This is a genomic window from Streptomyces sp. NPDC050703, assembly GCF_040654435.1.
Lineage (GTDB): Bacteria > Actinomycetota > Actinomycetes > Streptomycetales > Streptomycetaceae > Streptomyces.
In genome coordinates, this window is sequence record NZ_JBFAHX010000042.1 from 1 (window position 1) to 22,475 (window position 22,475).

Below are 22,475 nucleotides of genomic sequence, written 5' to 3' on the forward strand. Positions count from 1 at the left end.
AGCGGAATCGGCGCAGCCGACGCGACCGACAGGGAGCGCCCTTTACTGGCGGGGCGGAGGCGCCACACTTCCGGGGAACCGGGCGGCCCCGGCAATTAGACAACGCCCCCGGCCCACCGACGCTTCAGGCACCCTAAAGCCCCGGAGCCGACCCCACCCCGCTCGGGTCAAGGGGGAGGGCGGGGCCGGACCCAGGTGACGGGGGCCGGGGGTCAGAGGGACTTGCGGGCCGCCGGGACCGCCAGGCCGGCCGTGTCCTCGGGGTAGTGGCACGCCGTCAGGTGGCCCTCCCGGTTGCCGTCCACCCGGACCAGCGGCGGGTCGTCCGACGCGCACTTCTCCGTGGCCTTCCAGCAGCGGGTGCGGAAGCGGCAGCCGGACGGCGGGTTCACCGGGGACGGGACGTCTCCCGTCAGGAGGATGCGCTCGCGGCGCGGGACGTCGTCCGCCGTCGCCTCGGGCACGGCGGACAGGAGCGCCTTGGTGTACGGATGGCGCGGGTTGCCGTAGAGGTCCTCGCGGTCCGCGATCTCCACGATCCGGCCCAGGTACATGACGGCGACCCGCTGCGAGAAGTGCCGGACCACCGCCAGGTCGTGGGCGATGAACAGGAAGGCGATGCCCAGGTCCTTCTGGAGCTTCTGGAGGAGGTTCACCACCTGGGCCTGGATGGAGACGTCCAGGGCCGACACCGGTTCGTCCGCCACGATCAGCTTCGGTTCCAGGGCCAGGGCACGGGCGACCCCGATGCGCTGGCGCTGACCGCCCGAGAACTCGTGCGGGAAGCGGTTGTAGTGCTCCGGGTTGAGACCGACCGTCTCCAGGAGCTCGCGGACCCGCGCCTCGCGGCCACCCGCGGGGTTGATGTCGTTGACCTCCATCGGACCCGAGATGATCTTGCCGACCGTCTGCCGCGGGTTCAGCGACGCGTACGGGTCCTGGAAGATCATCTGGATCTCCGAGCGGACCGGCGCGAGCTGCTTGCGCGAGGCGTGCGTGATGTCCTGGCCGCGGTAGGAGATCTTGCCGCCGGTCGGCTCAAGGAGGCGCGTGATCAGGCGGCCCGTCGTCGACTTGCCGCAGCCCGACTCGCCGACCAGGCCCAGGCTCTCGCCCTCGCCCACGGTGAAGTCCAGGCCGTCGACGGCCTGCACGGCACCGATCCTCCGCTTGAACGGAAAGCCGCCCATGACGGGGAAGTGCTTGGTCAGCCCGCTGACGTCCAGGAGAGGAGGGGGTGTGGTGCTGCTCATCGTGGTGGGTCCCGTCTCGATTACGTCGGTCGTCAGTCGGTTCTTGTACGGCGGCGCCGTCGGCGTCAGTCGGTCCGCGAGCCCGCGAAGTCCGAGAAGAACTCCGTCCGCTGCGCGTCGGTGAGGTGGCAGGCGGCGCCCCGCCCCCCGTTGAGCTCAAGGAGCGGCAGCTCGCGGGAGCAGCGCTCGCCGCCGACCTGCTCGGTGAACGCGCACCGCGGGTGGAAGCGGCACCCGGTGGGCGGGTTGAGGAGGCTCGGCGGGGTGCCGGGGATGGGGGACAGGGGGACGTCCACCGGGCCCTCCAGCGACGGCATCGAACCCAGCAGGCCCCAGCTGTAGGGGTGCTGCGGGGTGCGCAGGACCTCCTTCTTGGTGCCGCGCTCCACGCACCGGCCGCCGTACATCACCAGGACGTCGTCCGCGATGTCGGCGATGACGCCGAGGTCGTGGGTGATGAAGATGATCGCCGTGCCGAACTCCTGCTGGAGGTCCTTGAGGAGGTCCATGATCTGCGCCTGGACCGTCACGTCGAGGGCCGTGGTCGGCTCGTCGGCGATCAGCAGGGCGGGGTTGCAGACCAGGGACATCGCGATCATCGCGCGCTGCCGCATACCGCCGGAGAACTGGTGCGGGTAGTCGTCCACCCGCAGATCGGGCTGCGGGATGCCGACCTTCGTCAGCATCTCGATCGACCGCGCCCGCGCCTCCTTCTTGGAGGCACCGGTGTGCTTGCGGAACGTCTCGCCGATCTGCCGGCCGATGGTGTGGTACGGCGACAGCGAGGCGAGGGCGTCCTGGAAGATCATCGCCATCTTGTTGCCGCGCAGCCGCTCCAGCTCCCGCTCGGTGGCGGTGAGGAGCTCCTGCCCGTCGAGCAGGATCTCGCCGTCGATCGTGGTGCTGTCCTTGTGGTGCAGGCCCAGGATGGCGAGGTTGGTCACCGACTTGCCGGAACCTGACTCGCCCACGATGCCGAGGGTCTTGCCCTTCTCCAGCTCGAAGTCGAGGCCGTCCACGGCCTTGACCATGCCGTCCTCGGTGGAGAAGTGGACGCGCAGATCGCGTACGGAGAGGAAGGGGGTGCTCATGGGTCCGGCTCCTAGGCGAGGCGCACGCGCGGGTCGATGAGGGCGTACACCGCGTCGACGATGATGTTGAAGATGAGGATCGCCGCCGCGGCCACCAGGACGACGCCGAGCAGCATGGGCAGGTCGCTGGTGCTCACGGCCTTGACCGAGAGTTCGCCGATGCCGTGCAGGTTGAACGTCTTCTCGGTGATGATCGCGCCGCCGAAGAGCACACCCAGGTCGAGGCCGAAGATGGTGACGATCGGGCCCATGGCGCCGCGCCAGGCGAAGCGGAAGAAGACCGTACGGGACGAGAGCCCCTTGGCCTTCGCGGTGCGGACGTAGTCCTCGTTGAGCGTCTCGACCAACTGGGAGCGGGTCATGCGGGTGTAGTTCGCGGTGAAGATGACCGAGAGGACGATCCACGGCAGCAGCAGCCCGGCGAACCAGGCCCCCGGGTCGTCGGTGAACGGCGTGTAGGAGGGCCGCTCCAGCCAGCCGAGCTGGTTGGTGAAGAGGTAGATGGCGAAGACGCCGACGATGTAGATCTGCAGCGAGGAGCCGATCAGCGACGCGGAGGACGCGATCTTGTCGAGCGCCTTGCCCTGCTTGACCGCGGCGAGCATGCCGGTGCCGACGCCGAAGACGACGAAGACGGCGGCGCTGCCGAGCGAGAGCGAGATGGTCGTCGGGAAGCGGTCCAGGATGGTGCCGAGGACGGGCTCGCTGTTGCGGAACGAGTAGCCGAGGCAGGGCGCGGGGCAGTTCCCGAACGTCGCGTAGTCACGGCCCACGAAGAGGCCCTCGAACCAGTGCCAGTACTGCACCGGGAGCGGGTCGGCGATCCCCAGGTTCTTCTGCACCAGTGCCAGGGTCTCGGGAGTGCAGACCTTGCCGCAGGCCAGACGCGCGGGGTCGCGCGGGGCGGCATAGAAGAGGAGGAACACGATGGCGCTGATGATCAGCAGAATCACCGCGCCGCCGACGATGCGGCGGAGGAGGAAGCGGAACATGGCGGAGGTTTCCTGACGGATGCCGACGGGGGAGCGGGGGCGGGGCGGCCCGGTGGGCCGCCCCGCCACGGAGGCCGGGCGTCAGGCCTTGGCGTACACCTTGTTGATCAGGGTCGCGGAGAACTGCGGGTCGAACTGCGCGCCGCCGACCTTGGAGCCGTGCAGGTAGAAGCGGCGCTGGTACATCTCGGGGATGATCGGCGCCTCCTCTTCCATGATCTTCTTGTCCAGCTCGGCCCAGGCCTTGTTGGCCGCGTCGGGGTCGGAGAGCTTCACGTTCTTCTTGATGGCCTCGGTGACCCAGTCGACGTCCAGCTGCGAGACGTTGTTCGAGCCGTTGCCGATGGTGGTGCCGTCGAAGAGCGGCTGGAGCAGCGTGTAGCCGGTCGGCCAGTCGGGGGACCAGCCGAACCACATCACGTCGAAGTTGTTGTCGACCTGCTGCGCCTGGTCGTAGTACGTGGTGGAGTCGATCGGCTTGATGACCGGGTCGAAGCCGGCCTTCTTGAGCGCGGCCTCGATGACGACCTTGGTCTTGTCGTACGTCGGGCTCTTCGGGAAGGCGTAGACGACCTTCATGCCGAGCTTGCCGGCCTTCTTCAGCAGCTTCTTCGCGGCCTCGGGGTCGCCCTGCGGCTTGTCGAGCTTTCCGTAGAGGTCGTACTTCTCGCGGCCCTGGATGTCGGGGCTGAGGATCGTGGTCGCGTAGTCGCCGGAGTTCTGGCCGCCGTAGATCTTGCGGATCTGCTCCAGCGGCCAGGCGTGGATGAGCGCCTTGCGCACGTCGAGGTCGGTGACGCGCTTGCAGTTGATGGCGTAGTAGTAGATGCCGGTGAGCAGGCCGTTGAAGCTGCGCTTCTTCAGGTCCGGGTCCGTGAGGACCTTCTGCATGCGCTCGGCGGGCACGTTGTTGTAGATGGTGATCGTGTACTGGTCCTTGCCCTGGTCCGCGATGAGGCGGTCCGCGAGGTCCAGGCCCTCGGTGCCGAACTCGAACTCGTGGGTGTCCGGGTAGGCGTTGCGGATCGGGTCGGTCTTCGCGTCCCAGTGCTTGTTGCGCACCCAGGTCATCGACTTGTCGATGGAGCGGTGCTTGAGCCGGTAGGGGCCGCAGGAGACCGGCTTCTTGTCGTACTTCTCCTTGGTGTCCATCTTCACCGGGGTGGCGGCGTAGGAGTGCATCGCCAGGGTGAAGTTGAAGTCGGAGCGCGGCTGGGCCAGATGGAACGTGATGGTCTTCTTGGCCTTGTCGATCTTGATGGCGTCGAGGTGCTTGCCGCCGTAGGGGCCCTCGTACTCCTTGCGCCAGTCGTCCTTGCCGGTGAGGGCGATCTGCGCGTACGTGGCGCCTTCGGTGACGAACTTGGCCCAGGAGCGCTCGAAGCCGTGGCGCACGTCCTCGACGGTCAGCTCGCTGCCGTCCTCCCACTTCAGACCGTCCTTCAGCGTGAAGGTCCAGGTCTTGCCGCCGTCGGACATCTTGCCGGTGTCCGTGGCGAGGTCGCCGACCAGCTTCTGGGAGCCGTCCTCGGCGGTCTTGTAGCCCGTGAGGCACCGGGCGAAGAGCATGGCGCCGGTGGAGTTGAGCGCGTAGTAGATGCGCTGCGGGTCGAGGTGCGAGAGGTCGTCGGGGGAGACGCCGTAGATGGTGCCGCCCTTGCGCGCTCCCTTGACCTCGGGGGCGGGGCCCTGGGAGTCCTCGGCGGTGCCGACGGTGACCGAGGCGCCCGTGTACTCCTTGGAACCCGCGGGGCCCTTGCTGTCGCCACCTCCTCCGCCGCTGCTGCACGCGGACAGGACCATGGAACCGCCGGCCGCGACAGACGTGGCGATGATGAAGTTTCTGCGAGAGAAGGACATGGCTTCCTGTCTGGTTTCGGTGGAGAGACAGCGGATGCTTCCGGCGGTGGGCCCCGTCGCCCGGCCGGATCGGGGAGTGTCAGCGCCTGGTCTTGGGGTCCAGCGCGTCGCGCACGGAGTCGCCGAGGAGGTTGAAGGCGACGACGAAGATCACCATGGACAGGCCAGGGAAGAGCATGAAGGTGATGTCGTCCTGGTAGTACTTCGAGCCGTTCTGGATCATCACGCCCCAGTCCGGCGTCGGGTCGCTCAGACCCACGCCGAGGAAGGCCAGCCCGGCCTCGGCGGTGACGAAGGCCGGGAGTGCGAGCGTCGACTGGATGAGGATCGGCGTCCAGAGGTTGGGGAGCAGTTCCTTGAAGATGATCCGGGCCGGTGAGGCGCCGGTGACCTTCGCGGCCTCCACGAACTCCCGTTCCCGCAGGGCGAGTACCTCGCCGCGCAGGAGCCGGGCGATGGACGCCCAGCCGAAGGCGGTCATCACCGTGATGAGGCTGACGACGGTCAGCCAGACCGGAGTGTTCTCCTCGGGCGATACGAGGATCGAGATCATCACCGGCCAGAAGGCGATGAAGAAGAGCGTGGAGGGGAACGCGAGCAGGATGTCGATGACCCTGCCGATGAAGTAGTCGGTCTTGCCGCCCAGGTAGCCGGCGGTGACGCCGATGACGATCCCGAAGAAGGTGACGAGGAGCGTCGTCGCGCCGGCGATCAGGAGCGAGTTGCGCATGCCGTAGAGGAGGAAGGTGAAGACGTCCCGCCCGAGGCTCGGTTCGATGCCGAACCAGAACTCCCCGTCGATGCCGCCGTTCGGCTTCACCGGGTAGCTGAACTCGTTGAGCAGGGACGGGTCGTCGACCCCGTACGTCGTGTACGGGTCCTTTCCGTAGAGCTTCGCGATCAGCGGCGCGCACAGGGCGACCACGAAGAAGAAGATGACCACGCAGGCGGCGATCACGCCGGTCTTGTCCCGCTTGAACCGGGTCCAGGCGAGCCGCCCCGGCGAACGCCCCGTGCTCCCCTGGGTGTTGGGCGTGGGCGGGGTGCCGGTTTTGTCCGTCACTTCAAGAGTGGCGGGTGCGGCGGGAGTTGGCGAGGTCATGGCGCTCCAGGCCCGGAGGGGTCATCAGGATTCCGCAGGACGAGCAGGCACCTACGGGCTAGGCGCGACTGTCGCAAGGCATTTCCCGCTCGGTCAATGAATCCTCAGCCGCCTTGGCGGGCTCTTGAGATCCTTGACCATAGCTTTACCTGATAAATCCCATGACTTTACCTTGGCGTAATCAAGCGTGATGGACAAAGTGCGGCGACTCCTCGTAATCCAGGCAATGAGTTCGATATACGGGCGCGGGTGTCTCGGAATACGTACATCCGGAGGAGCTCCGACTCGTACGGGCGGGGTAAATGTGCGGTTCATCCGGCCTGCGGCGATATTTGGCGATACGTGAAGCCGAGGCAGCACCGGGACAGGAGGACTCCATGGGTGGAGCCACGCACGCCAGGTGGGCCGCATGCGCGGTGACCGTCGTCCTCGCCGCGACGGCGTGCGGGGGCGGGGGGAGCGGCGGCGGTGGCGACTCCGCGATCGTCAGCTCCTCCTGGGGCGATCCGCAGAACCCGCTGGAGCCCGCGAACACCAACGAGGTGCAGGGCGGCAAGATCCTCGACATGATCTTCCGGGGCCTCAAGCGGTACGACCCGAAGACCGGCAGGGCGGAGAACATGGTCGCCGAGTCGATCGAGACCGAGGACGCGCGGAACTTCACGGTCAGGATCAAGGACGGCTGGACGTTCAGCAACGGCGAGAAGGTCACCGCCAAGTCCTTCGTCGACGCCTGGAACTACGGGGCGAACCTGAAGAACAACCAGAAGAACGCGTACTTCTTCGGCTACATCGAGGGGTACGACCAGGTCCACCCCGAGAAGGGCGAGCCGAGCGCCGAGACCCTGTCGGGGCTGAAGGCCGTCGACGAGAAGACGTTCACCGTCAGGCTCAGCCAGAAGTTCTCCACCTGGCCCGACACCCTCGGCTACCCGGCCTTCGCGCCCCTGCCCAAGGCGTTCTACGACGACCACGAGTCCTGGCTCTCCAAGCCCGTGGGCAACGGACCGTACACCGTGGACTCGTACACCAAGGGCTCGCAGATGTCGCTGCGCGCGTGGAAGGGATACCCCGGCGACGACAAGGCACGGAACGACGGGGTGGACATGAAGGTCTACACCGACAACAACACCGCCTACACGGATCTGATGGCGGGCAACCTCGACCTGGTCGACGACGTCCCCGCCGCACAGCTCAAGAACGCCGGGGACGACCTCGGCGACCGCTACATCAACACCCCCGCCGGCATCATCCAGACCCTCGCCTTCCCCTTCTACGACAGCGAGTGGACGGAGCCGGGCAGGGAGAAGGTCCGCCGGGGGATCTCCATGGCGATCAACCGGGAGCAGATCACCGAGACCATCTTCCACAGGACGCGGACGCCCGCGTCCGACTGGACGTCACCGGTGCTCGGCGACGACGGCGGCTTCGAGAAGGGGCTGTGCGGCGAGGCGTGCACGTACGACCCGGCCAGGGCCAGGAAGCTCGTCGAGGAGGGCGGCGGCATCCCCGGCGGGCAGCTCAAGGTCACGTACAACGCGGACACCGGCTCGCACAAGGAGTGGGTCGACGCCCTGTGCAACTCTGTCAACAAGGCGCTCGGCAAGGACAAGGCCTGCGTCGGCAACCCCATCGGCACCTTCGCCGACTTCCGCGGCAAGGCATCCAAGCAGGAACTCGACGGCGCCTGGCGCGCGGGCTGGCAGATGGACTACCCGCTGATCCAGAACTTCCTCGAACCGAACTACTTCACCGACGCCCCGTCCAACGACGGCAAGTACAGCGACGCGAAGTTCGACCAGCTCGTCAACGAGGCCAACGGGGAGACGGACACCGCCAAGGCCGTCGGCACGTTCCAGGACGCCGAGAAAATCCTCGCCGAGGACATGCCGGCCATCCCGCTCTGGTACCAGAACGGTAGCGCGGGCTACTCCGACCGGCTCTCCGACGTGTCGCTGAACCAGTTCAGCGTGCCGGTGTACGACCGGATCAAGGTCGAGTGAGAGACCGGCCGAGGCGCCCTCACCACAGCCACCCTCCCGCGCGCCTCCGGCCCCCGGAGCCCCCACTACCCCCGGAGCCCCCATGGGACGTTATGTGATCCGGCGTCTGCTCCAGATGATCCCGGTCTTCATCGGCGCCACGCTGCTGATCTTCCTGATGGTGCACGTGATGGGCGACCCCGTCGCCGGGCTGTGCGGGGACCGCAGGTGCGACCCCGCGACGGCCCTGCGCCTGAAGAAGGAGTTCGGCCTCGATGACCCGGTGTGGCAGCAGTACTTGACCTACATGGGCAACGTCTTCACCGGCGACTTCGGCACCGCCTTCAACGGCCAGAAGGTCACCGAGCTGATGTCGGCCGCCTTCCCGGTGACGATCCGGCTGACCATCGTCGCCATCGTCTTCGAGATCGTCATCGGGATCTCGCTCGGCGTGCTGACCGGGCTGCGGCGCGGGCGCCCCGTCGACACCGCCGTGCTGCTGCTCACGCTCGTGGTCATCTCCGTCCCCACCTTCGTCACCGGACTCGTCCTGCAGCTGCTGCTCGGCGTCCAGTGGGGCGCCATCAAGCCGTCCGTGTCGAGCGAGGCGTCCTACGACGAACTGCTGGTCCCCGGCCTCGTGCTCGCCTCGGTCTCCCTCGCGTACGTGACCCGGCTGACCCGCACCTCCATCGCGGAGAACCGGCGCGCCGACTACGTCCGCACCGCCATCGCCAAGGGCCTGCCCCGGCACCGCGTCATCACCCGGCACCTGCTGCGGAACTCCCTGATCCCGGTGGTCACCTTCATCGGCACGGACGTGGGGGCCCTGATGGGCGGCGCGATCGTGACCGAGCGGATCTTCAACATCCACGGCGTCGGCTTCCAGCTCTACCAGGGCATCCTGCGCCAGAGCACCCAGACCGTCGTCGGCTTCGTGACCGTACTGGTGCTGGTCTTCCTGGCGGCCAACCTGATCGTCGACCTCCTGTACGCCGTACTCGACCCGAGGATCCGCTATGCCTGACCCCCAGGAGCCCGAGGGAGCCGTCGCGGCCACCGGCATGGGCGGGGCGATGGACCTCGCCGCGAGCGAGGCGACGACCCTGGAGCGGACGCCGGGCGGGCCCGACGGCACCGGGCCCTCGGCCCCCGCCCGCAGCCTCTGGTCCGACGCCTGGCACGACCTGCGACGGAACCCGGTCTTCCTCGTCTCCGGGCTGATCATCGTCTTCCTCGTGGTGATCTCACTGTGGCCCTCGCTCATCGCCACCGGCAACCCGCTCGACTGCGATCTCGGCAACGCGCGGGAGGGGTCGTCGCCGGGGCACCCCTTCGGCTTCAACGAGCAGGGCTGCGACGTCTACACGCGCGTCGTGTACGGGACACGGGTCTCGGTCACCGTGGGTGTCTGCGCCACGCTCGGCGTCGCCGTCCTCGGCAGCGTCCTCGGCGGCCTCGCCGGATTCTTCGGCGGCGGCTGGGACGCCGTGCTCTCCCGCGTCACCGACGTCTTCTTCGCCATCCCCGTCGTGCTCGGCGGTCTCGTGCTCCTGTCCGTGGTCACCAGCTCCACGGTCTGGCCCGTGGTCGGCTTCATGGTGCTGCTCGGCTGGCCGCAGATCTCCCGCATCGCGCGCGGCTCCGTCATCACCGCCAAGCAGAACGACTACGTCCAGGCGGCCCGCGCGCTCGGCGCGTCCCACTCCCGGATGCTGCTGCGGCACATCGCGCCGAACGCCGTGGCGCCGGTCATCGTCGTCGCCACCATCGCGCTCGGCACCTACATCGCCCTGGAGGCCACGCTCTCCTACCTCGGCGTCGGTCTGAAGCCGCCGACCGTGAGCTGGGGCATCGACATCTCCGCCGCCTCCCCGTACATCCGCAACGCCCCGCACATGCTGCTCTGGCCGGCGGGCGCGCTCGCGGTCACGGTCCTGGCGTTCATCATGCTCGGCGACGCGGTGCGCGACGCCCTCGACCCGAAGCTGAGGTAGGCGCATGGCAACCGTGGCATCCGAGGCATCCCCGTCCGGTACGCCCGCGGCGTCCGAGCTGCTCGACGTGCGCGGCCTGCGCGTGGAGTTCCGTACCAGGGACGGGGTCGCCCACGCCGTCAACGGGGTCGACTACAGCGTGGCGGCGGGCCGGACCCTGGCCGTGCTCGGCGAGTCGGGCTCGGGCAAGTCCGTGACCGCCCAGGCCGTCATGGGCATCCTCGACACCCCGCCGGGCCGGATCACCTCGGGCGAGATCCTCTTCCGCGGCAGGGACCTCCTGAAGCTCAAGGAGGACGAGCGGCGCAAGGTGCGCGGCGCCGGAATGGCCATGGTCTTCCAGGACGCGCTGTCCTCGCTGAACCCCGTGCTCAGCGTCGGCGCGCAGCTCGGCGAGATGTTCGTCGTCCACCAGGGCATGTCCCGCAAGGACGCCAGGAGGAAGGCCGTCGAGCTGATGGACCGGGTGCGCATCCCGGCCGCCGAGGAGCGCGTCGGGCAGTACCCGCACCAGTTCAGCGGCGGCATGCGCCAGCGCATCATGATCGCCATGGCGATGGCGCTCGAACCCGCGCTCATCATCGCCGACGAGCCGACCACCGCCCTCGACGTCACGGTCCAGGCGCAGGTCATGGATTTGCTCGCGGAGCTCCAGCGCGAGATGGACATGGGCCTGATCCTCATCACCCACGACCTCGGCGTGGTCGCGGACGTCGCCGACGACATCGCCGTCATGTACGCGGGCCGCATCGTCGAGCGGGCCCCCGTCCACGAGATCTACCGGGCGCCGGCACACCCGTACACCCTCGGCCTGCTCGCCTCGATCCCGCGTCTGGACCAGAAGGGCCAGGACCTCTACGCGATCAAGGGCCTGCCGCCGAACCTCATGGACATCCCGCCCGGCTGCCCCTTCCACCCCCGCTGCCCCATGGCCCAGGACGTGTGCCGCACCGACGACCCGCCGCTGGCCCGGGTGACGTACGAGGGCCTGACCGCCGAGCGCCGCAGCGCCTGCCACTTCTGGAAGGAGACGCTCGATGCCGCACCCGAACGCCGGGCGTGAACCGATCCTCCAGGTCCGCGGCCTGGTCAAGCACTATCCGCTCACCCGGGGCATCGTCGTCCGCAAGCAGGTCGGCGCGGTCAGGGCCGTGGACGGCGTCGACTTCGACCTCGGGCAGGGCGAGACGCTCGGCATCGTCGGGGAGTCCGGCTGCGGCAAGTCGACGGTCGCGAGGATGCTGGTCAACCTGGAGCGGCCGACCGCGGGCGAGATCCGCTACAAGGGCGAGGACATCACCGGGCTGTCGGGACGCGCGCTCAAGGCCGTGCGCCGCAACATCCAGATGGTGTTCCAGGACCCCTACACCTCGCTGAACCCGCGGATGACCGTCGGCGACATCATCGGGGAGCCCTACGAGATCCATCCCGAGGTGGCGCCGAAGGGCTCGCGGCGGCAGCGCGTGAAGGAACTGCTCGACGTCGTCGGGCTCAACCCGGAGTACATCAACCGCTATCCGCACCAGTTCTCCGGCGGCCAGCGCCAGCGCATCGGCATCGCGCGCGGGCTCGCGCTCAGACCGGAGGTCATCGTCGCCGACGAACCGGTCTCCGCCCTCGACGTCTCCGTGCAGGCGCAGGTCGTCAACCTGCTGGAGAAGCTCCAGGCCGAGTTCGACCTCAGCTATGTCTTCATCGCCCACGACCTGTCGATCGTGCGGCACATCTCCGACCGGGTCGGCGTGATGTACCTGGGGCGGATCGTGGAGACCGGCACGGACGAGGAGATCTACGACCACCCCACGCACCCCTACACCCAGGCCCTGCTCTCCGCCGTGCCGGTCCCCGACCCCGAGGCCCGCGAGCACCGGGAGCGAATCCTCCTCAGCGGCGACGTGCCCTCCCCGGCGAACCCGCCCTCGGGCTGCCGGTTCCGCACCCGCTGCTGGAAGGCGCGCGAGCGGTGCGCCCTTGAGGTGCCCGCGCTCGCGGTGCCGGCGGAGTTCCGGTACGAGGAGGGCCCCGCGGCGCACGACTCGGCCTGCCACTTCGCCGAGGAGAAGCGGGTGGTGCCCTAGCGCCGCGGCCCCGCCGCCTACAGGCCCAGGGAGCGCTTCAGGAAGTCCGCCTGGAACAGGAGCAGGTTCTCCGCGGTCCGCTCGTGCGCCATCATGTGCGTCACGCCGGACAGCGGCAGGACCTCGTGCGGGCGGCCCTCGGCGAGCAGCGCGGACGACAGGCGCAGGGAGTGCGCCACGACCACGTTGTCGTCGGCGAGGCCGTGGACGACGAGCATGGGGCGGTGCGGCTCGGCCGCCCCGATCAGCCCGTCGTCGCCGACCAGGGAGTTGTGGCGGTACGTCTCCGGGGTCTTCGTCGGGTCGCCGAGGTAGCGCTCCTCGTAGTGCGTGTCGTACATCCGCAGGTCGGTGACCGGGGCGCCGACGATCGCCGCGTGGAACACGTCCGGGCGGCGCAGTGCGGCCATGCCCGCGAGGTAGCCGCCGTAGGACCAGCCGCGGATCGCGACCCGCTCCAGGTCGAGCGGGTACGTGCCGGCGAGGGCGTGCAGGGCGTGGACCTGGTCGTCGAGCGTCAGCGTCAGGTCGTTCTTGATCGACTTCTCCCAGGCGGGGGAGCGGCCGGGGGTGCCGCGGCCGTCCGCCACGATCACCGCGAAGCCCTGGTCGGCGAACCACTGCGAGGTGAGGTGGGCGTTGTGCGCGTGGAGCACGCGCTGTCCGTGCGGCCCGCCGTACGGGTCGAGCAGTACCGGAAGCGGTCCGTCCGCCGCCTTGTATTCCGTGGGGAGCAGGACGGCGCACGGAATCCGGCGCGTGCCCCCCTCGGTGAGTGTCACGCGCGGAGTGAGCCCCGGACGCTCGGCGAACGAGGCCACGTTCGCCACGCGTCTGCCGTCCCGCAGCACCCGCACCCGGGAGCCGGGGTGGTCGAGGGCGGCCGACACGAGCACGGTGAGGCCGCCCGCCCGCACCGCCGAGTGCACGCCGGGCTCCCGCGAGAGGCGCTCCACGCCCAGTTCGTTCACGCGGTAGACGTGCACCTCGCCGGTCTCCGGACCGGCGGCGGCCCGCCCCGCCGACGCCGAGAGCAGGATGTCCTCCTCCGTCACGTCGAGGACCGCGCGGACGTGCAACTGCGCCCCCGTCAGCGGCCGCTCGCCCCACGCGAGGACGCGCGCGCCGCCCTCGTCGACGATCCGCACCAGCTTCCCGCTGGGCGACCAGCAGGGCACACCGGGGAACAGTTCAAGCCAATCTTCGTCCTCCTCCGCGTGCACCATCCGCGTCGAGCCGTTCTCCGGGTCCACCGCGAGGTAGAGCTGCCCGCGCTGGTCCCTGGACTGCACGAGCAGCAGCGGAGGGCCGTCCGCCGACCAGTGCACCCGGGCGAGGTAGGGGAAGCGGCCCCGGTCCCACACCACCTCGGTGCGCGACCCGTCCAGGCCAAGGACGAACAGGCGTACGTCGGCGTTGGCGGTGCCCGCGGCCGGGTACGCGATCCTCACCGGCTCGCGCTCGGGACGGGCCGGGTCGGCGATCCACCAGCGCCGCACGGGCGCGTCGTCGACCCGCGCCACGAGGAGCCGGGCCGAGTCCGGGGACCACCAGAAACCCCGGTACCGCGCCATCGACTCGGCCGCGACGTGCTCAGCGAGGCCGTACGTCACCGTCTCCGCCTCGCCGGGCTCCGGCGCCGCGAGCACCCGGTCGCCCCCGCCGTCGGCGCCCGTGACCCGCAGGGCGCCCCCGGAGACGTACGCGACATGCCGCCCGTCGGGCGAGGGCCGCGGGTCGATCACCGGTCCCGCCGCGGGCAGTTCACGGGTCGTGCCCGCACGCAGCTCCGCCGCGAAGAGCCGGCCCGAGAGGGCGAACGCGGCCAGTTCCACGGCGGCGTCCGTGGCGTACGCCACGATGCCCGCGCCGCTCTCCCTGCTGCGCTCACGCCGTGCGCGCTCGACGGGGGAGAGCTGCTCCGCCGCGCCGCCGAGCAGCGCCTCGGGGTCGGCGGCGGTCCGCTCGCGGCCGTCCTCCACGTCCAGTACCCAGAGCCGGCTCACCGGATCGGAGCCGGCGGAGGAGCGCAGGAAGACGACGCGGGAGCCGTCGGGAGCCACCGTGAACGCACGGGGCGCGCCGAGGGTGAAGCGCTGCGTACGGGCTTGCTGACGCGGGAAGGAGAGCGGCTGCGCCGGGCTCTCGCCGGGCCTGGGAACTCCGGGGTCTTCGGTGGTCATCCCCCGAGCCTATGGCGCATGCGCCCCCTTGTGCTGCCGTGCTCCGAGTCATGCGTCCACACGGATAGTTATGATCCGTAGCGCTTGGTGGGTATGTACCTGCTGGCGTCCGCACTGGGTTACGGCTACGACTTGGAGGTGACCGCCGTGGCACTCTCGATTTCGGCGGTGGTGCTGCTGGCGATCATCGTCTTCCTGCTGGTCAAGAAGTCAGGTCTGAAAACGGGGCACGCGGTGGTCTGTACGCTGCTCGGTTTCTACCTGGCCAGCTCGTCCATCGCTCCGACGATCAACGAGCTGACGACCAACGTGGCGGGGATGATCGGCGACATCAAGTTCTGAGCCCTCCCCCCGGCATCCTCGGCGGCCTCGCCGTTCCTCGTAGGGTGGTCCCATGACGGAACTGCCCGCCCGGCGCCTGCTGCTCGTGCACGCGCACCCGGACGACGAGTCGATCAACAATGGCGCGACCATGGCCAAGTACGCGGCCGAGGGTGCCCATGTCACGTTGGTCACCTGCACGCTGGGCGAGGAGGGCGAGGTCATCCCGGACGGCCTCGCCCATCTCGCAGCGGACCGCGAGGACCGCCTGGGGGCCCACCGCGTCGGGGAGCTGGCCGCCGCCATGAAGGAGCTGGGGGTCACCGACCACCGCTTCCTCGGCGGCGCGGGCCGGTACCGCGACTCCGGGATGATGGGCACCGAGCAGAACCGCCGCCCCGGCGCCTTCTGGTCGGCCGGCCTCGACGAGGCGGCGGCCCATCTGGTCGCGGTCGTCCGCGAGGTCAGGCCGCAGGTCCTCGTCACCTACGACCCCGAGGGGGGCTACGGCCACCCCGACCACATCCAGGCGCACCGCGTCGCCATGCGCGCCGCCGACCTCGCGGCCGACCCCGGCTTCCGCGCCGACCTCGGCGAGCCGCACACCATCGCCAAGATCTACTGGAACCGCGCCCCGCGCTCCGTGGTCGACGAGCGCTTCCGGTGGCTGCGCGAGGTGCTCCCGCAGTCGTCCTTCAGCACCCCGGGCACCCCCTCGGACGTGCCGGGCGTCACGGACGACGAGCGGATCACCACGGAGATCGACGGCGCGCTCTTCCGGACGGCGAAGGCGGCGGCGATGGCCGCGCACGCCACCCAGGTCACGGTCGACGGGCCCCTCTTCGTCCTCTCCAACGACCTCGCGCAACCCCTCTTCGAGGTGGAGTACTACGAACTCGTGCGGGGAGAAGCGTCCGGAGCGTCCACGCCGGGCCGGGACCGGGAGACGGATCTCTTCGCGGGTCTCGCGGGTCTCGCGGGACCGGCGGACGCGGCCGAGGGGAGGGCGCTGTGAGTACGCGGTCCAGGGCGTCGTCCGGCGCCGGTTCCAGCTCCTCCAAGCCCACGCCCACCCCCGCCCCCGCGCCCGCGGGCAGCTTCCTCGCGCAGCCGCTGCGGGTGGGACGCGTCGCCGTCTACGCCGGCCTCTTCGTCCTCGGCGCGGTCGTCGGCGTCGCCGGGGCGCTCGTCCAAGGCGGCTTCTTCCCCGCCGGGTTGCTGCTCGCGCTCGTCGGCGCGGCCGGCGCCTTCTACGGAGGGGGGCGCGCGGCCGGCACCAGGGCCGGGGCGGTGGCGCCCGCCGCGGGCTGGCTGGTGGCGGTCATGCTGCTCACCGCGACCAGACCCGAGGGGGACTTCCTCTTCGGCGCGGGACTCGGCAGCTACGCGTACCTGCTCGGCGGGATGGCCGTGGCTGTGATGTGCGCCACGCTCGGCCGGGGACCGCAACCGACCGGGTCCGCCGCCCGACTTGCCAAGTGACGTACCACTTCGGACCGTGTTCCGCACGGGTTTGACGCCGGTCGCAGAGAGAGCGCCGACGGCGGCCAGTATGGTGGTGCGGCCGCCGAGCCTCCCCCACCTCCGGCCTGGGGGACCCCGGATGAGGTCGAGACGGGCGGCGGAGTCAACCAGGAGAACCTGCCTTGAGTCGTGAAAATGACAGTTCGTCTGCCGGGCCCCAGGGGCGCGGTGGAGCCGCATACCCCTCGGGGACGCCGCCGTACGGCTCCCCGGCGCAGGGCGCTGCCGACGGCGGCGCGGACAGAGGGCGGCGGCAGGCCGCCGACGAGCGGCCCGAGGAGCCCGAGACCCAGACCACGCTGACCACCCGCATCCGGATCAACATCCCCGGCTCGCGGCCGATCCCGCCGGTCGTCATGCGGACGCCCGTCGGTGACGAGGCCGCGCGCGGGGACGCGCCGGACGAGGACGGCCGCCGTGACGGCGCGGCACCGGGGGCACCCGGCGCCGCCGACGCGGGGCAGACCTCCTCCGCCGCCGATGGATCGCTGGGTTCCGGTTCCGCTTCGGGTTCCGGCGGCGGTGCCGGGTCCGCCGCGGGCGAGGGCGCCCCGAACTCCTCGGGCGCGGGAGCGGCCGAGGAGAAGACGAGCGACTGGTTCGCGCCCCGCAAGCCCGCGCGCGCCGAGAGCGCCGGGGCCGCGGGCGGCCCCCGGCCCAACGGCGGCCCGTCCGCCCCCGCTTCGGCCGCCCCCGGCGGCTCCGGCGCCTCCCGCGGCCCCGGCGCCCCCCAGGGCGCTCCCAGCGGCCCCACGGGCCCCGCAAGCCCCGGCAGGAACGGTTCCGGTACGGGTTCATTCGACGTGTCGGGCGCCGTGGCGTCCGGCCCCCTCGGCGGCGGCCCGAAGGGCGGCGACGCCACCCGCGGCGACCTGCCCTACTTCTCCGGCGGCCCCACGGGAGCGACCGGCGGCCCCGTCACGGGCGACGGCCCGATGGCGCCGCCCCCGGGCCCCGGCAGGCACTCGCCGCCCGGCGGCCCCGGCAACCCGGCGGGCGGCCCGCCGCGTTCGGGCGCCCTGGGCGACGACACCGCGATCCTCACCCCGCAGAAGTCCGGCCCCGCCGCACCGCCGCCCGGCGGCAACGTCTCCGGCACGACGCTGACCAGCGGCATCCCGGTCGTACCGCCGACGCAGGGCGACTCCCCCTTCCCGCCGGGCCCCGGCGCGGACGGCGCGATGGCGCACACCCCGCCGAAGCTGCCCGAGCCGGTGCGCTCCGACGTACCGGCCGCCCCGGCGCCCGCCGCCAAGAAGAAGAAGGGCCGCAACAAGCTGGTCCTCCTCGCGGTCGCCGCGGTCGTCGTGGCCTGCGGCGCGTACGGCGCGGGCCTGCTGATGAACCACGCCGACGTGCCGAAGGGCACCACGGTGCTCGGCGTCGACATCGGCGGCGGCACCCGTGACGAGGCCGTCAAGAAGCTCGACGAGGCCATCGGTGAGCGCGTGGCGAAGCCCCTGAAGCTGTCGGTGGCCGGCGAGGAGGTCACGCTCAAGCCGGACCAGGCAGGGCTGACCCTGGACAGCCAGGCCACCGTCCGCGCGGCCGCGAGCAGCGACTACAACCCGGTCTCCGTGGTCGGTTCGCTGTTCGGCGGCGAGCGCGTCGTCGAGCCGGTCATGCCCGTCGACGAGGAGAAGCTGGCCGCCGCCCTGGAGCGCGCCGCGGGCGGTTCGGGCTCGGCGAAGGAGGGCACGGTCAAGTTCGTGCCCGGCAAGGCCGTGCCCGTCTACGGCAAGGTCGGCAAGGGCATCGACGCCGGGGCGTCCACCAAGGCCGTCGCCGACGCCTACAAGAAGCAGGTCGAGACGGGCAGCGCGGGCACCGTCCAGGTGCCGGTGACCACGCGGAAGCCGACGGTCTCCAAGACCGAGGTCGACAAGTTCATGACCCGGTTCGCGGAGCCCGCGATGTCCGCCAACGTCACCGTCAAGGCGGGCGCCAAGTCGATCCCGTTCGGCCCGGAGAAGTCGCTGCCGAAGATCCTTGAGACCAAGGTCCTCAAGAACGGCACCCTCCAGGTGTACTACAACCTGGAGGAGCTGGAGAAGCTCTACGGCAACGTCTTCGACGGGGTCCTGATCCAGCGCGGCAACGGCGACAAGACGCCGGTCCAGCCGACCGACGTCGCCCAGGCGATGGGCAAGGCACTCGTCGGCAAGACGCCCGCCGAGCGGATCGGCGTGATCGAGACGAACGCGAGCTGATCCTCGTACGCGACCGGAGGCCGGGCCGCCCCCTCGACGGGGCGCCCGGCCTCCGGCACGACATCGTCGTCACGGACCCGGCACACGCGGCACCGCCCGCCGGCGCCCCGACCCGGCCACGATGGTCCCCATGACGACGACCGCGGCACCGCCCGGGGCGGGCGCTCGACCGAAGGACACGATGAAGGCGTGAGCGAGACCCCCCGCGCCCGGGACGCGTGCGAAGACCTCCCGTCCGACGGAAGCCGCCCCGGCCGCACCGCGGGCAGGCCCGTCAGGGACCGCCGTCTCCTCCTCTCCAAGGCGCTCTGGATCGGCGTCTGGCTGGTGTTCCTCGCCGCCCCGGTGAACGACCTGCTGCACACGGAGCGCGGGACCGCGGCCACCGTCCTCGGCGCGCTGGGCCTCGCGGCGTTCGTGGCCTGCTACCTCACCCTGGTCTTCCGGTACACGAGCAAGGCACCCGACCGGCGCGCGGTGGGCGTGTCGTTCACGCTCCAGCTCACCCTGGCCGTCGTCCTCGCGCTCGGCTTCGGCGCGCACTGGCTCGGCCTCTTCGTGTACGTGTCGGTCTCCGTGGGGGCCGTGGCGCCACCGCGGCACGCGGCCTGGGGCATCCCCGCCGTCACCGCCGTGATGGCCCTGACCGGCCTGGGCGCGGACAGCCCCCCGGGCCTCGTCGGCAACCTCGCCGTCCTCGACGTCCTGGTCGGCTTCGCCATGACCGGCGTACGCCAGTTGGTGCGTACGACGATCCAGCTCCGCGAGGCCCGCGCCACCGTCGCCCAGCTCGCGGCCAACGAGGAGCGGCTGCGCCTCGCCAGGGACCTGCACGACCTGCTCGGCCACTCGCTCTCCCTGATCACGCTCAAGAGCGAGCTGGCGGGGCGGATGCTCCCCGACCACCCCGAGACGGCGGCCAAGCAGGTGGCCGACATCGAACAGGTCGGCCGCCAGGCCCTGGTGGACGTGCGCGAGGCCGTCTCCGGCTACCGCAGGCGCACTCTGGCGGGCGAGCTCGCGGGCGCCCGTACGGTGCTGACCGCCGCCGGCATCGAGGCGGACCTGCCGCCGGCGGCACCGGAGACGCTGCCGGACGAGGAGGGCGAGGCGGCGCTCGCCTGGGCGCTGCGGGAGGCCGTGACCAACGTCGTCCGGCACAGCGGCGCCCGGCGCTGCACGGTGGCGTTCACGGTCCGCCGGACCCTCGCCGGGCCCCGCCTCGAACTCCGCGTGGAGGACGACGGGAGGGGCGGCGCGGGGGCCGCGGGCAACGGTCTGACGGGCCTCGCCGAGCGGGTGGCCGCGGTCGGCGGGGAGCTGGACGCGGGGGCCGCCGGGCGCCGCGGCTTCCGGCTCGCGGCCCGAGTCCCGCTCTCCGGCACCGCCGTAGGATTCCCCTCATGACCAGCGAGGCCGGCCGCGGCGGCGACACGGTGACCAGGGTGCTGCTCGCGGAGGACCAGGGGATGGTCCGCGAGGCCCTGGCGGCGCTGCTCGGCCTGGAACCGGACATCGAGGTCGTCGCCCAGGTGGCCCGCGGCGACGAGGTGCTCGCGGCGGCGCGCGAGGCGGCCGTCGACGTCGCGCTGCTCGACATCGAGATGCCGGGCTGCACCGGCATCGAGGCGGCCGCCCGGCTGCACGCTTCGCTCCCCGCCGTGAAGGTGGTGATCCTGACGACCTTCGGCCGCCCCGGCCACCTCCGCAGCGCCATGGAGTCCGGCGCCGACGCGTTCCTGGTCAAGGACGCCCCCGCCGCCCAGCTCGCCGCCGCCGTGCGCAAGGTCCTCGCGGGCGAGCGGGTCATCGACCCCGTCCTCGCCGCCGCGGCACTCGCCGAGGGCGCGAACCCCCTGACGGGCCGTGAGCGCGAGGTCCTGCGCGCGGCGGCGGGCGGCGCCACCAACGCCGAACTGGCGGGCACCCTCCACCTGTCCCAGGGCACCGTCCGCAACTACCTCTCCACGGCCATCCAGAAGCTCGCCGTCCGCAACCGCGCCGAGGCGGTCAGCACCGCCCGCGACAAGGGCTGGCTCTGAGCGCCGGCGCCACGGACGCCCTGACCGCCCCGGTCGCTCAGTTCAGCCTGGCGCGGGCCACCCGCGCCTGGCGCCGGGCCCGGTCCGCGGTCGCCTCGTCCGTGCCGGCCACCTCGTCGGCGAAGGTGTCGAGCTCGCGCGCGCCGGTGACGAAGTCCCCCCTCTGCACGAGGAGCTGGGCGCGCTCGAAGCGCAGCCGGGGCGGCGGCGACGGCAGGAGCAGGCAGAGATCGAGCGCCCAGAGGGAGACGTCGCAGCACTCGGGGCGCGGCCCGGCCCAGGCGCGGATGTTGTTCAGGACCCGCCGCACGATGTCCAGCGTCCGCGCGGGCCCCAGCATGGCCGGCACGAGGGGCTCCCCGGTGGCCGCCGCCACGAGCAGCTCGGCGTCCGCGGCCGTCAGGACCCGGCCGCCCGCGAACGGATCGGCGAGCACCAGGTCGTCCGGGGGCCCGAAGCCCACCACGAAGTGGCCCGGCAGCGACACCCCGTGGACCTGGGCGCCCGCGCGCCGCGCCACCTCGATCCACAGCACCGAGAGCAGGATCGGCAGGCCCCTGCGGCGCCGCAGGACCCGGTGCAGCAGGGATGACTCCAGGCGCTGGTAGTCACCGGGTCTGCCCCGGAAGCCGCAGCGCCCGCCGAGGAGTTCCCCGACGGCCGCCGCCCAGGCCCACGGGGTGTCGGGGCGGTGGCCGCCCCGGCCGGACACGGCCTCGTCGGCGAGCCGGTCGAGCAGCCGCCGCGCCGTGTCGATCCCCTCCCGGTCGAGGGAGGGGTCCGCCTCCGTGCCGATCAGCAGGCACAGCAGCGCGAGATCGGGGTGCGGGGCCCCGGCCTCGGCCGCGAACAGCCGCCGCCACTCGGTGGTTCCGGGGGATCGGGAACGCATACGTCGGTGGTGCCCGGCCGGACCGATCGCTTACCGCGCCGGACGGCTCAGTTCAGCATGGCCCTGGCCGCCCGTGCCTGCTGGCGGACCCGTTCGGCGGTGGTCGGCTCGACCGCCGTCACCACATCGGCGTACTCGTCGAGCTCCGCCGCGCCCCCCAGGAAGTCACCCCGCTGGACGAGGAGTTGCGCCCGCTCGTAGCGCAGCCGGGCCGGGTGCGCGGGCAGCAGCAGGGACAGGTCGAGCGCCCACAGCGCGACCTCCGAGCGCTCGGGGCGGGCGGCGGCCCAGGCGCGGATGTTGTTGAGGATGCGCTGGATGATGTTGAGCGGGTCGGCGGGCGTCAGCATCGAGGGCTGGAGCCCCGTGCCCGCGGTCCCCGCCACGAGCATCTCCGCGTCCTGCCCGGTCAGGATGCGGCCGCCGTCGAACGGATCGGCGAGCACCTGCTCGTCCCGCGGTCCGAAGCCGACCACGAAGTGGCCGGGCAGCGCCACGCCGTAGACGGGGGCGCCGGCGCGCCGCGCCACCTCCATCCACACCACGGACAGCAGGATCGGCAGCCCCTTGCGGCGCCGCAGGACCAGGTGCAGCAGGGAGGAGTCCAGGCGCTGGTAGTCGCTCGGCGTGCCCTGGAAGCCGCACTGCTCGCCCAGGAGTTCGGCGAGGGCGGACGCCCACGCGCGGGGCCCGCCGGGCCGGAAGGGCAGCAGCCCCGCCAGCCGGTCGAGTTCGATCTCGGCGGTGTCGATCCCCTCCTGGCCGAGCGAGGGGTCCGCCTCCGTGCCGATCAGCAGGCACAGCAGGGCGAGACCGGGCCGTTCGGACCGTACTTCCTCGGCGAACCGCCGCCGCCATTCGCCGGACTCCGCGTGCATACGTGCCTCGTGTCTCATGCCCCGGTGGGGCGCTGTTGCTGTGTGCCGTGTCGTGCCCGGCCGCCCCGCT

General features: G+C 71.3%; 19 protein-coding genes. 11 read left to right on the plus strand and 8 right to left on the minus strand.

The window, feature by feature from the left end:
* Window positions 1–212: 212 nt before the first annotated feature.
* The 5 genes from AB0I16_RS29145 to AB0I16_RS29165 form a co-directional block, all read right to left on the minus strand.
* Entirely contained in the window at window positions 213–1,253 is a 1,041-nt protein-coding gene (locus tag AB0I16_RS29145) for a dipeptide ABC transporter ATP-binding protein (protein ID WP_363252597.1), read from the minus strand.
* Between the two features lie 65 nt (window positions 1,254–1,318).
* Entirely contained in the window at window positions 1,319–2,344 is a 1,026-nt protein-coding gene (locus AB0I16_RS29150; RefSeq protein ID WP_363252598.1) for an ABC transporter ATP-binding protein, read from the minus strand.
* Window positions 2,345–2,355: 11 nt separating this feature from the next.
* Window positions 2,356–3,336 (minus strand): ABC transporter permease, encoded by a 981-nt coding sequence (locus AB0I16_RS29155; RefSeq protein WP_363252600.1) that lies wholly within the window; start codon window positions 3,334–3,336, stop codon window positions 2,356–2,358.
* 81 nt (window positions 3,337–3,417) lie between these two features.
* On the minus strand, window positions 3,418–5,196 hold the full coding sequence (locus AB0I16_RS29160; protein WP_363252601.1) for an ABC transporter substrate-binding protein: 1,779 nt from the start codon (window positions 5,194–5,196) through the stop codon (window positions 3,418–3,420).
* A 79-nt stretch (window positions 5,197–5,275) separates the two neighbouring features.
* On the minus strand, window positions 5,276–6,298 hold the full coding sequence (locus AB0I16_RS29165) for an ABC transporter permease (RefSeq protein ID WP_363252602.1): 1,023 nt from the start codon (window positions 6,296–6,298) through the stop codon (window positions 5,276–5,278).
* Window positions 6,299–6,675: 377 nt separating this feature from the next.
* Here AB0I16_RS29165 and AB0I16_RS29170 point away from each other — a divergent pair, with 377 nt between their 5' ends.
* The 5 genes from AB0I16_RS29170 (at window position 6,676) to AB0I16_RS29190 (ending at window position 12,355) form a co-directional block, all read left to right on the plus strand.
* Window positions 6,676–8,301: an ABC transporter substrate-binding protein gene (locus AB0I16_RS29170; RefSeq protein ID WP_363252603.1), complete on the plus strand. Its 1,626-nt coding sequence runs from the start codon at window positions 6,676–6,678 to the stop codon at window positions 8,299–8,301.
* Window positions 8,302–8,383: 82 nt separating this feature from the next.
* The gene (locus AB0I16_RS29175) at window positions 8,384–9,307 is read left to right on the plus strand and encodes an ABC transporter permease (RefSeq protein ID WP_363252604.1); all 924 of its coding nucleotides are present in this window, start codon (window positions 8,384–8,386) and stop codon (window positions 9,305–9,307) included.
* A complete protein-coding gene (locus AB0I16_RS29180; protein WP_363252605.1) occupies window positions 9,300–10,277 on the plus strand; it encodes an ABC transporter permease in 978 nt (325 codons plus the stop codon). The genes AB0I16_RS29175 and AB0I16_RS29180 overlap by 8 nt, the downstream gene beginning before the upstream one ends.
* Before the next feature lie 4 nt (window positions 10,278–10,281).
* Window positions 10,282–11,340, plus strand: coding sequence for an ABC transporter ATP-binding protein (locus AB0I16_RS29185; RefSeq protein ID WP_363252606.1), 1,059 nt, complete (start codon window positions 10,282–10,284; stop codon window positions 11,338–11,340).
* A complete protein-coding gene (locus AB0I16_RS29190) occupies window positions 11,315–12,355 on the plus strand; it encodes a dipeptide ABC transporter ATP-binding protein (RefSeq protein WP_363252607.1) in 1,041 nt (346 codons plus the stop codon). The genes AB0I16_RS29185 and AB0I16_RS29190 overlap by 26 nt, the downstream gene beginning before the upstream one ends.
* Before the next feature lie 17 nt (window positions 12,356–12,372).
* Here AB0I16_RS29190 and AB0I16_RS29195 read toward each other — a convergent pair whose 3' ends face one another.
* A complete protein-coding gene (locus AB0I16_RS29195; protein ID WP_363252608.1) occupies window positions 12,373–14,538 on the minus strand; it encodes a prolyl oligopeptidase family serine peptidase in 2,166 nt (721 codons plus the stop codon).
* Window positions 14,539–14,685: 147 nt separating this feature from the next.
* On the opposite strand from AB0I16_RS29195, the gene AB0I16_RS29200 reads away from it, so the two are divergent.
* The 6 genes from AB0I16_RS29200 to AB0I16_RS29225 all read left to right on the plus strand — a co-directional run bounded on the left by AB0I16_RS29200 (window position 14,686) and on the right by AB0I16_RS29225 (window position 20,635).
* Complete coding sequence (locus AB0I16_RS29200) at window positions 14,686–14,880, plus strand: hypothetical protein (RefSeq protein ID WP_062779883.1); 195 nt, start codon at window positions 14,686–14,688, stop codon at window positions 14,878–14,880.
* Window positions 14,881–14,932: 52 nt separating this feature from the next.
* The gene (gene mshB, locus AB0I16_RS29205; RefSeq protein ID WP_363252609.1) at window positions 14,933–15,874 is read left to right on the plus strand and encodes an N-acetyl-1-D-myo-inositol-2-amino-2-deoxy-alpha-D-glucopyranoside deacetylase; all 942 of its coding nucleotides are present in this window, start codon (window positions 14,933–14,935) and stop codon (window positions 15,872–15,874) included.
* A 98-nt stretch (window positions 15,875–15,972) separates the two neighbouring features.
* Window positions 15,973–16,341, plus strand: coding sequence for a DUF6113 family protein (locus tag AB0I16_RS29210; RefSeq protein ID WP_363252652.1), 369 nt, complete (start codon window positions 15,973–15,975; stop codon window positions 16,339–16,341).
* Window positions 16,342–16,505: 164 nt separating this feature from the next.
* Window positions 16,506–18,593 (plus strand): hypothetical protein, encoded by a 2,088-nt coding sequence (locus tag AB0I16_RS29215; RefSeq protein ID WP_363252610.1) that lies wholly within the window; start codon window positions 16,506–16,508, stop codon window positions 18,591–18,593.
* 312 nt (window positions 18,594–18,905) lie between these two features.
* A complete protein-coding gene (locus AB0I16_RS29220; RefSeq protein ID WP_363252653.1) occupies window positions 18,906–20,000 on the plus strand; it encodes a histidine kinase in 1,095 nt (364 codons plus the stop codon).
* On the plus strand, window positions 19,997–20,635 hold the full coding sequence (locus tag AB0I16_RS29225; protein ID WP_363252612.1) for a response regulator transcription factor: 639 nt from the start codon (window positions 19,997–19,999) through the stop codon (window positions 20,633–20,635). The genes AB0I16_RS29220 and AB0I16_RS29225 overlap by 4 nt, the downstream gene beginning before the upstream one ends.
* Window positions 20,636–20,672: 37 nt before the next feature.
* On the opposite strand, the gene AB0I16_RS29230 is transcribed toward AB0I16_RS29225, so the two are convergent.
* Together AB0I16_RS29230 and AB0I16_RS29235 are read right to left on the minus strand one after the other, a co-directional pair.
* The gene (locus tag AB0I16_RS29230) at window positions 20,673–21,527 is read right to left on the minus strand and encodes a transglutaminase-like domain-containing protein (protein WP_363252613.1); all 855 of its coding nucleotides are present in this window, start codon (window positions 21,525–21,527) and stop codon (window positions 20,673–20,675) included.
* 47 nt (window positions 21,528–21,574) lie between these two features.
* The gene (locus AB0I16_RS29235; RefSeq protein ID WP_103557423.1) at window positions 21,575–22,405 is read right to left on the minus strand and encodes a transglutaminase-like domain-containing protein; all 831 of its coding nucleotides are present in this window, start codon (window positions 22,403–22,405) and stop codon (window positions 21,575–21,577) included.
* Between the last annotated feature and the right edge of the window lie 70 nt (window positions 22,406–22,475).

What these genes read in the sequence shown, in the direction of transcription:
- AB0I16_RS29185 (WP_363252606.1), top strand. Translation starts at nt 10,282, where the DNA reads ATGGCAACCGTGGCATCCGAGGCATCCCCGTCCGGTACGCCCGCGGCG.
- AB0I16_RS29175 (WP_363252604.1), top strand. Translation starts at nt 8,384, where the DNA reads ATGGGACGTTATGTGATCCGGCGTCTGCTCCAGATGATCCCGGTCTTC.
- AB0I16_RS29150 (WP_363252598.1), bottom strand. Translation starts at nt 2,344, where the DNA reads ATGAGCACCCCCTTCCTCTCCGTACGCGATCTGCGCGTCCACTTCTCC.
- AB0I16_RS29180 (WP_363252605.1), top strand. Translation starts at nt 9,300, where the DNA reads ATGCCTGACCCCCAGGAGCCCGAGGGAGCCGTCGCGGCCACCGGCATG.
- AB0I16_RS29160 (WP_363252601.1), bottom strand. Translation starts at nt 5,196, where the DNA reads ATGTCCTTCTCTCGCAGAAACTTCATCATCGCCACGTCTGTCGCGGCC.
- AB0I16_RS29195 (WP_363252608.1), bottom strand. Translation starts at nt 14,538, where the DNA reads ATGACCACCGAAGACCCCGGAGTTCCCAGGCCCGGCGAGAGCCCGGCG.
- AB0I16_RS29145 (WP_363252597.1), bottom strand. Translation starts at nt 1,253, where the DNA reads ATGAGCAGCACCACACCCCCTCCTCTCCTGGACGTCAGCGGGCTGACC.
- AB0I16_RS29230 (WP_363252613.1), bottom strand. Translation starts at nt 21,527, where the DNA reads ATGCGTTCCCGATCCCCCGGAACCACCGAGTGGCGGCGGCTGTTCGCG.
- AB0I16_RS29155 (WP_363252600.1), bottom strand. Translation starts at nt 3,336, where the DNA reads ATGTTCCGCTTCCTCCTCCGCCGCATCGTCGGCGGCGCGGTGATTCTG.
- AB0I16_RS29235 (WP_103557423.1), bottom strand. Translation starts at nt 22,405, where the DNA reads ATGCACGCGGAGTCCGGCGAATGGCGGCGGCGGTTCGCCGAGGAAGTA.
- AB0I16_RS29170 (WP_363252603.1), top strand. Translation starts at nt 6,676, where the DNA reads ATGGGTGGAGCCACGCACGCCAGGTGGGCCGCATGCGCGGTGACCGTC.
- mshB (WP_363252609.1), top strand. Translation starts at nt 14,933, where the DNA reads ATGACGGAACTGCCCGCCCGGCGCCTGCTGCTCGTGCACGCGCACCCG.
- AB0I16_RS29190 (WP_363252607.1), top strand. Translation starts at nt 11,315, where the DNA reads ATGCCGCACCCGAACGCCGGGCGTGAACCGATCCTCCAGGTCCGCGGC.
- AB0I16_RS29165 (WP_363252602.1), bottom strand. Translation starts at nt 6,298, where the DNA reads ATGACCTCGCCAACTCCCGCCGCACCCGCCACTCTTGAAGTGACGGAC.
- AB0I16_RS29225 (WP_363252612.1), top strand. Translation starts at nt 19,997, where the DNA reads ATGACCAGCGAGGCCGGCCGCGGCGGCGACACGGTGACCAGGGTGCTG.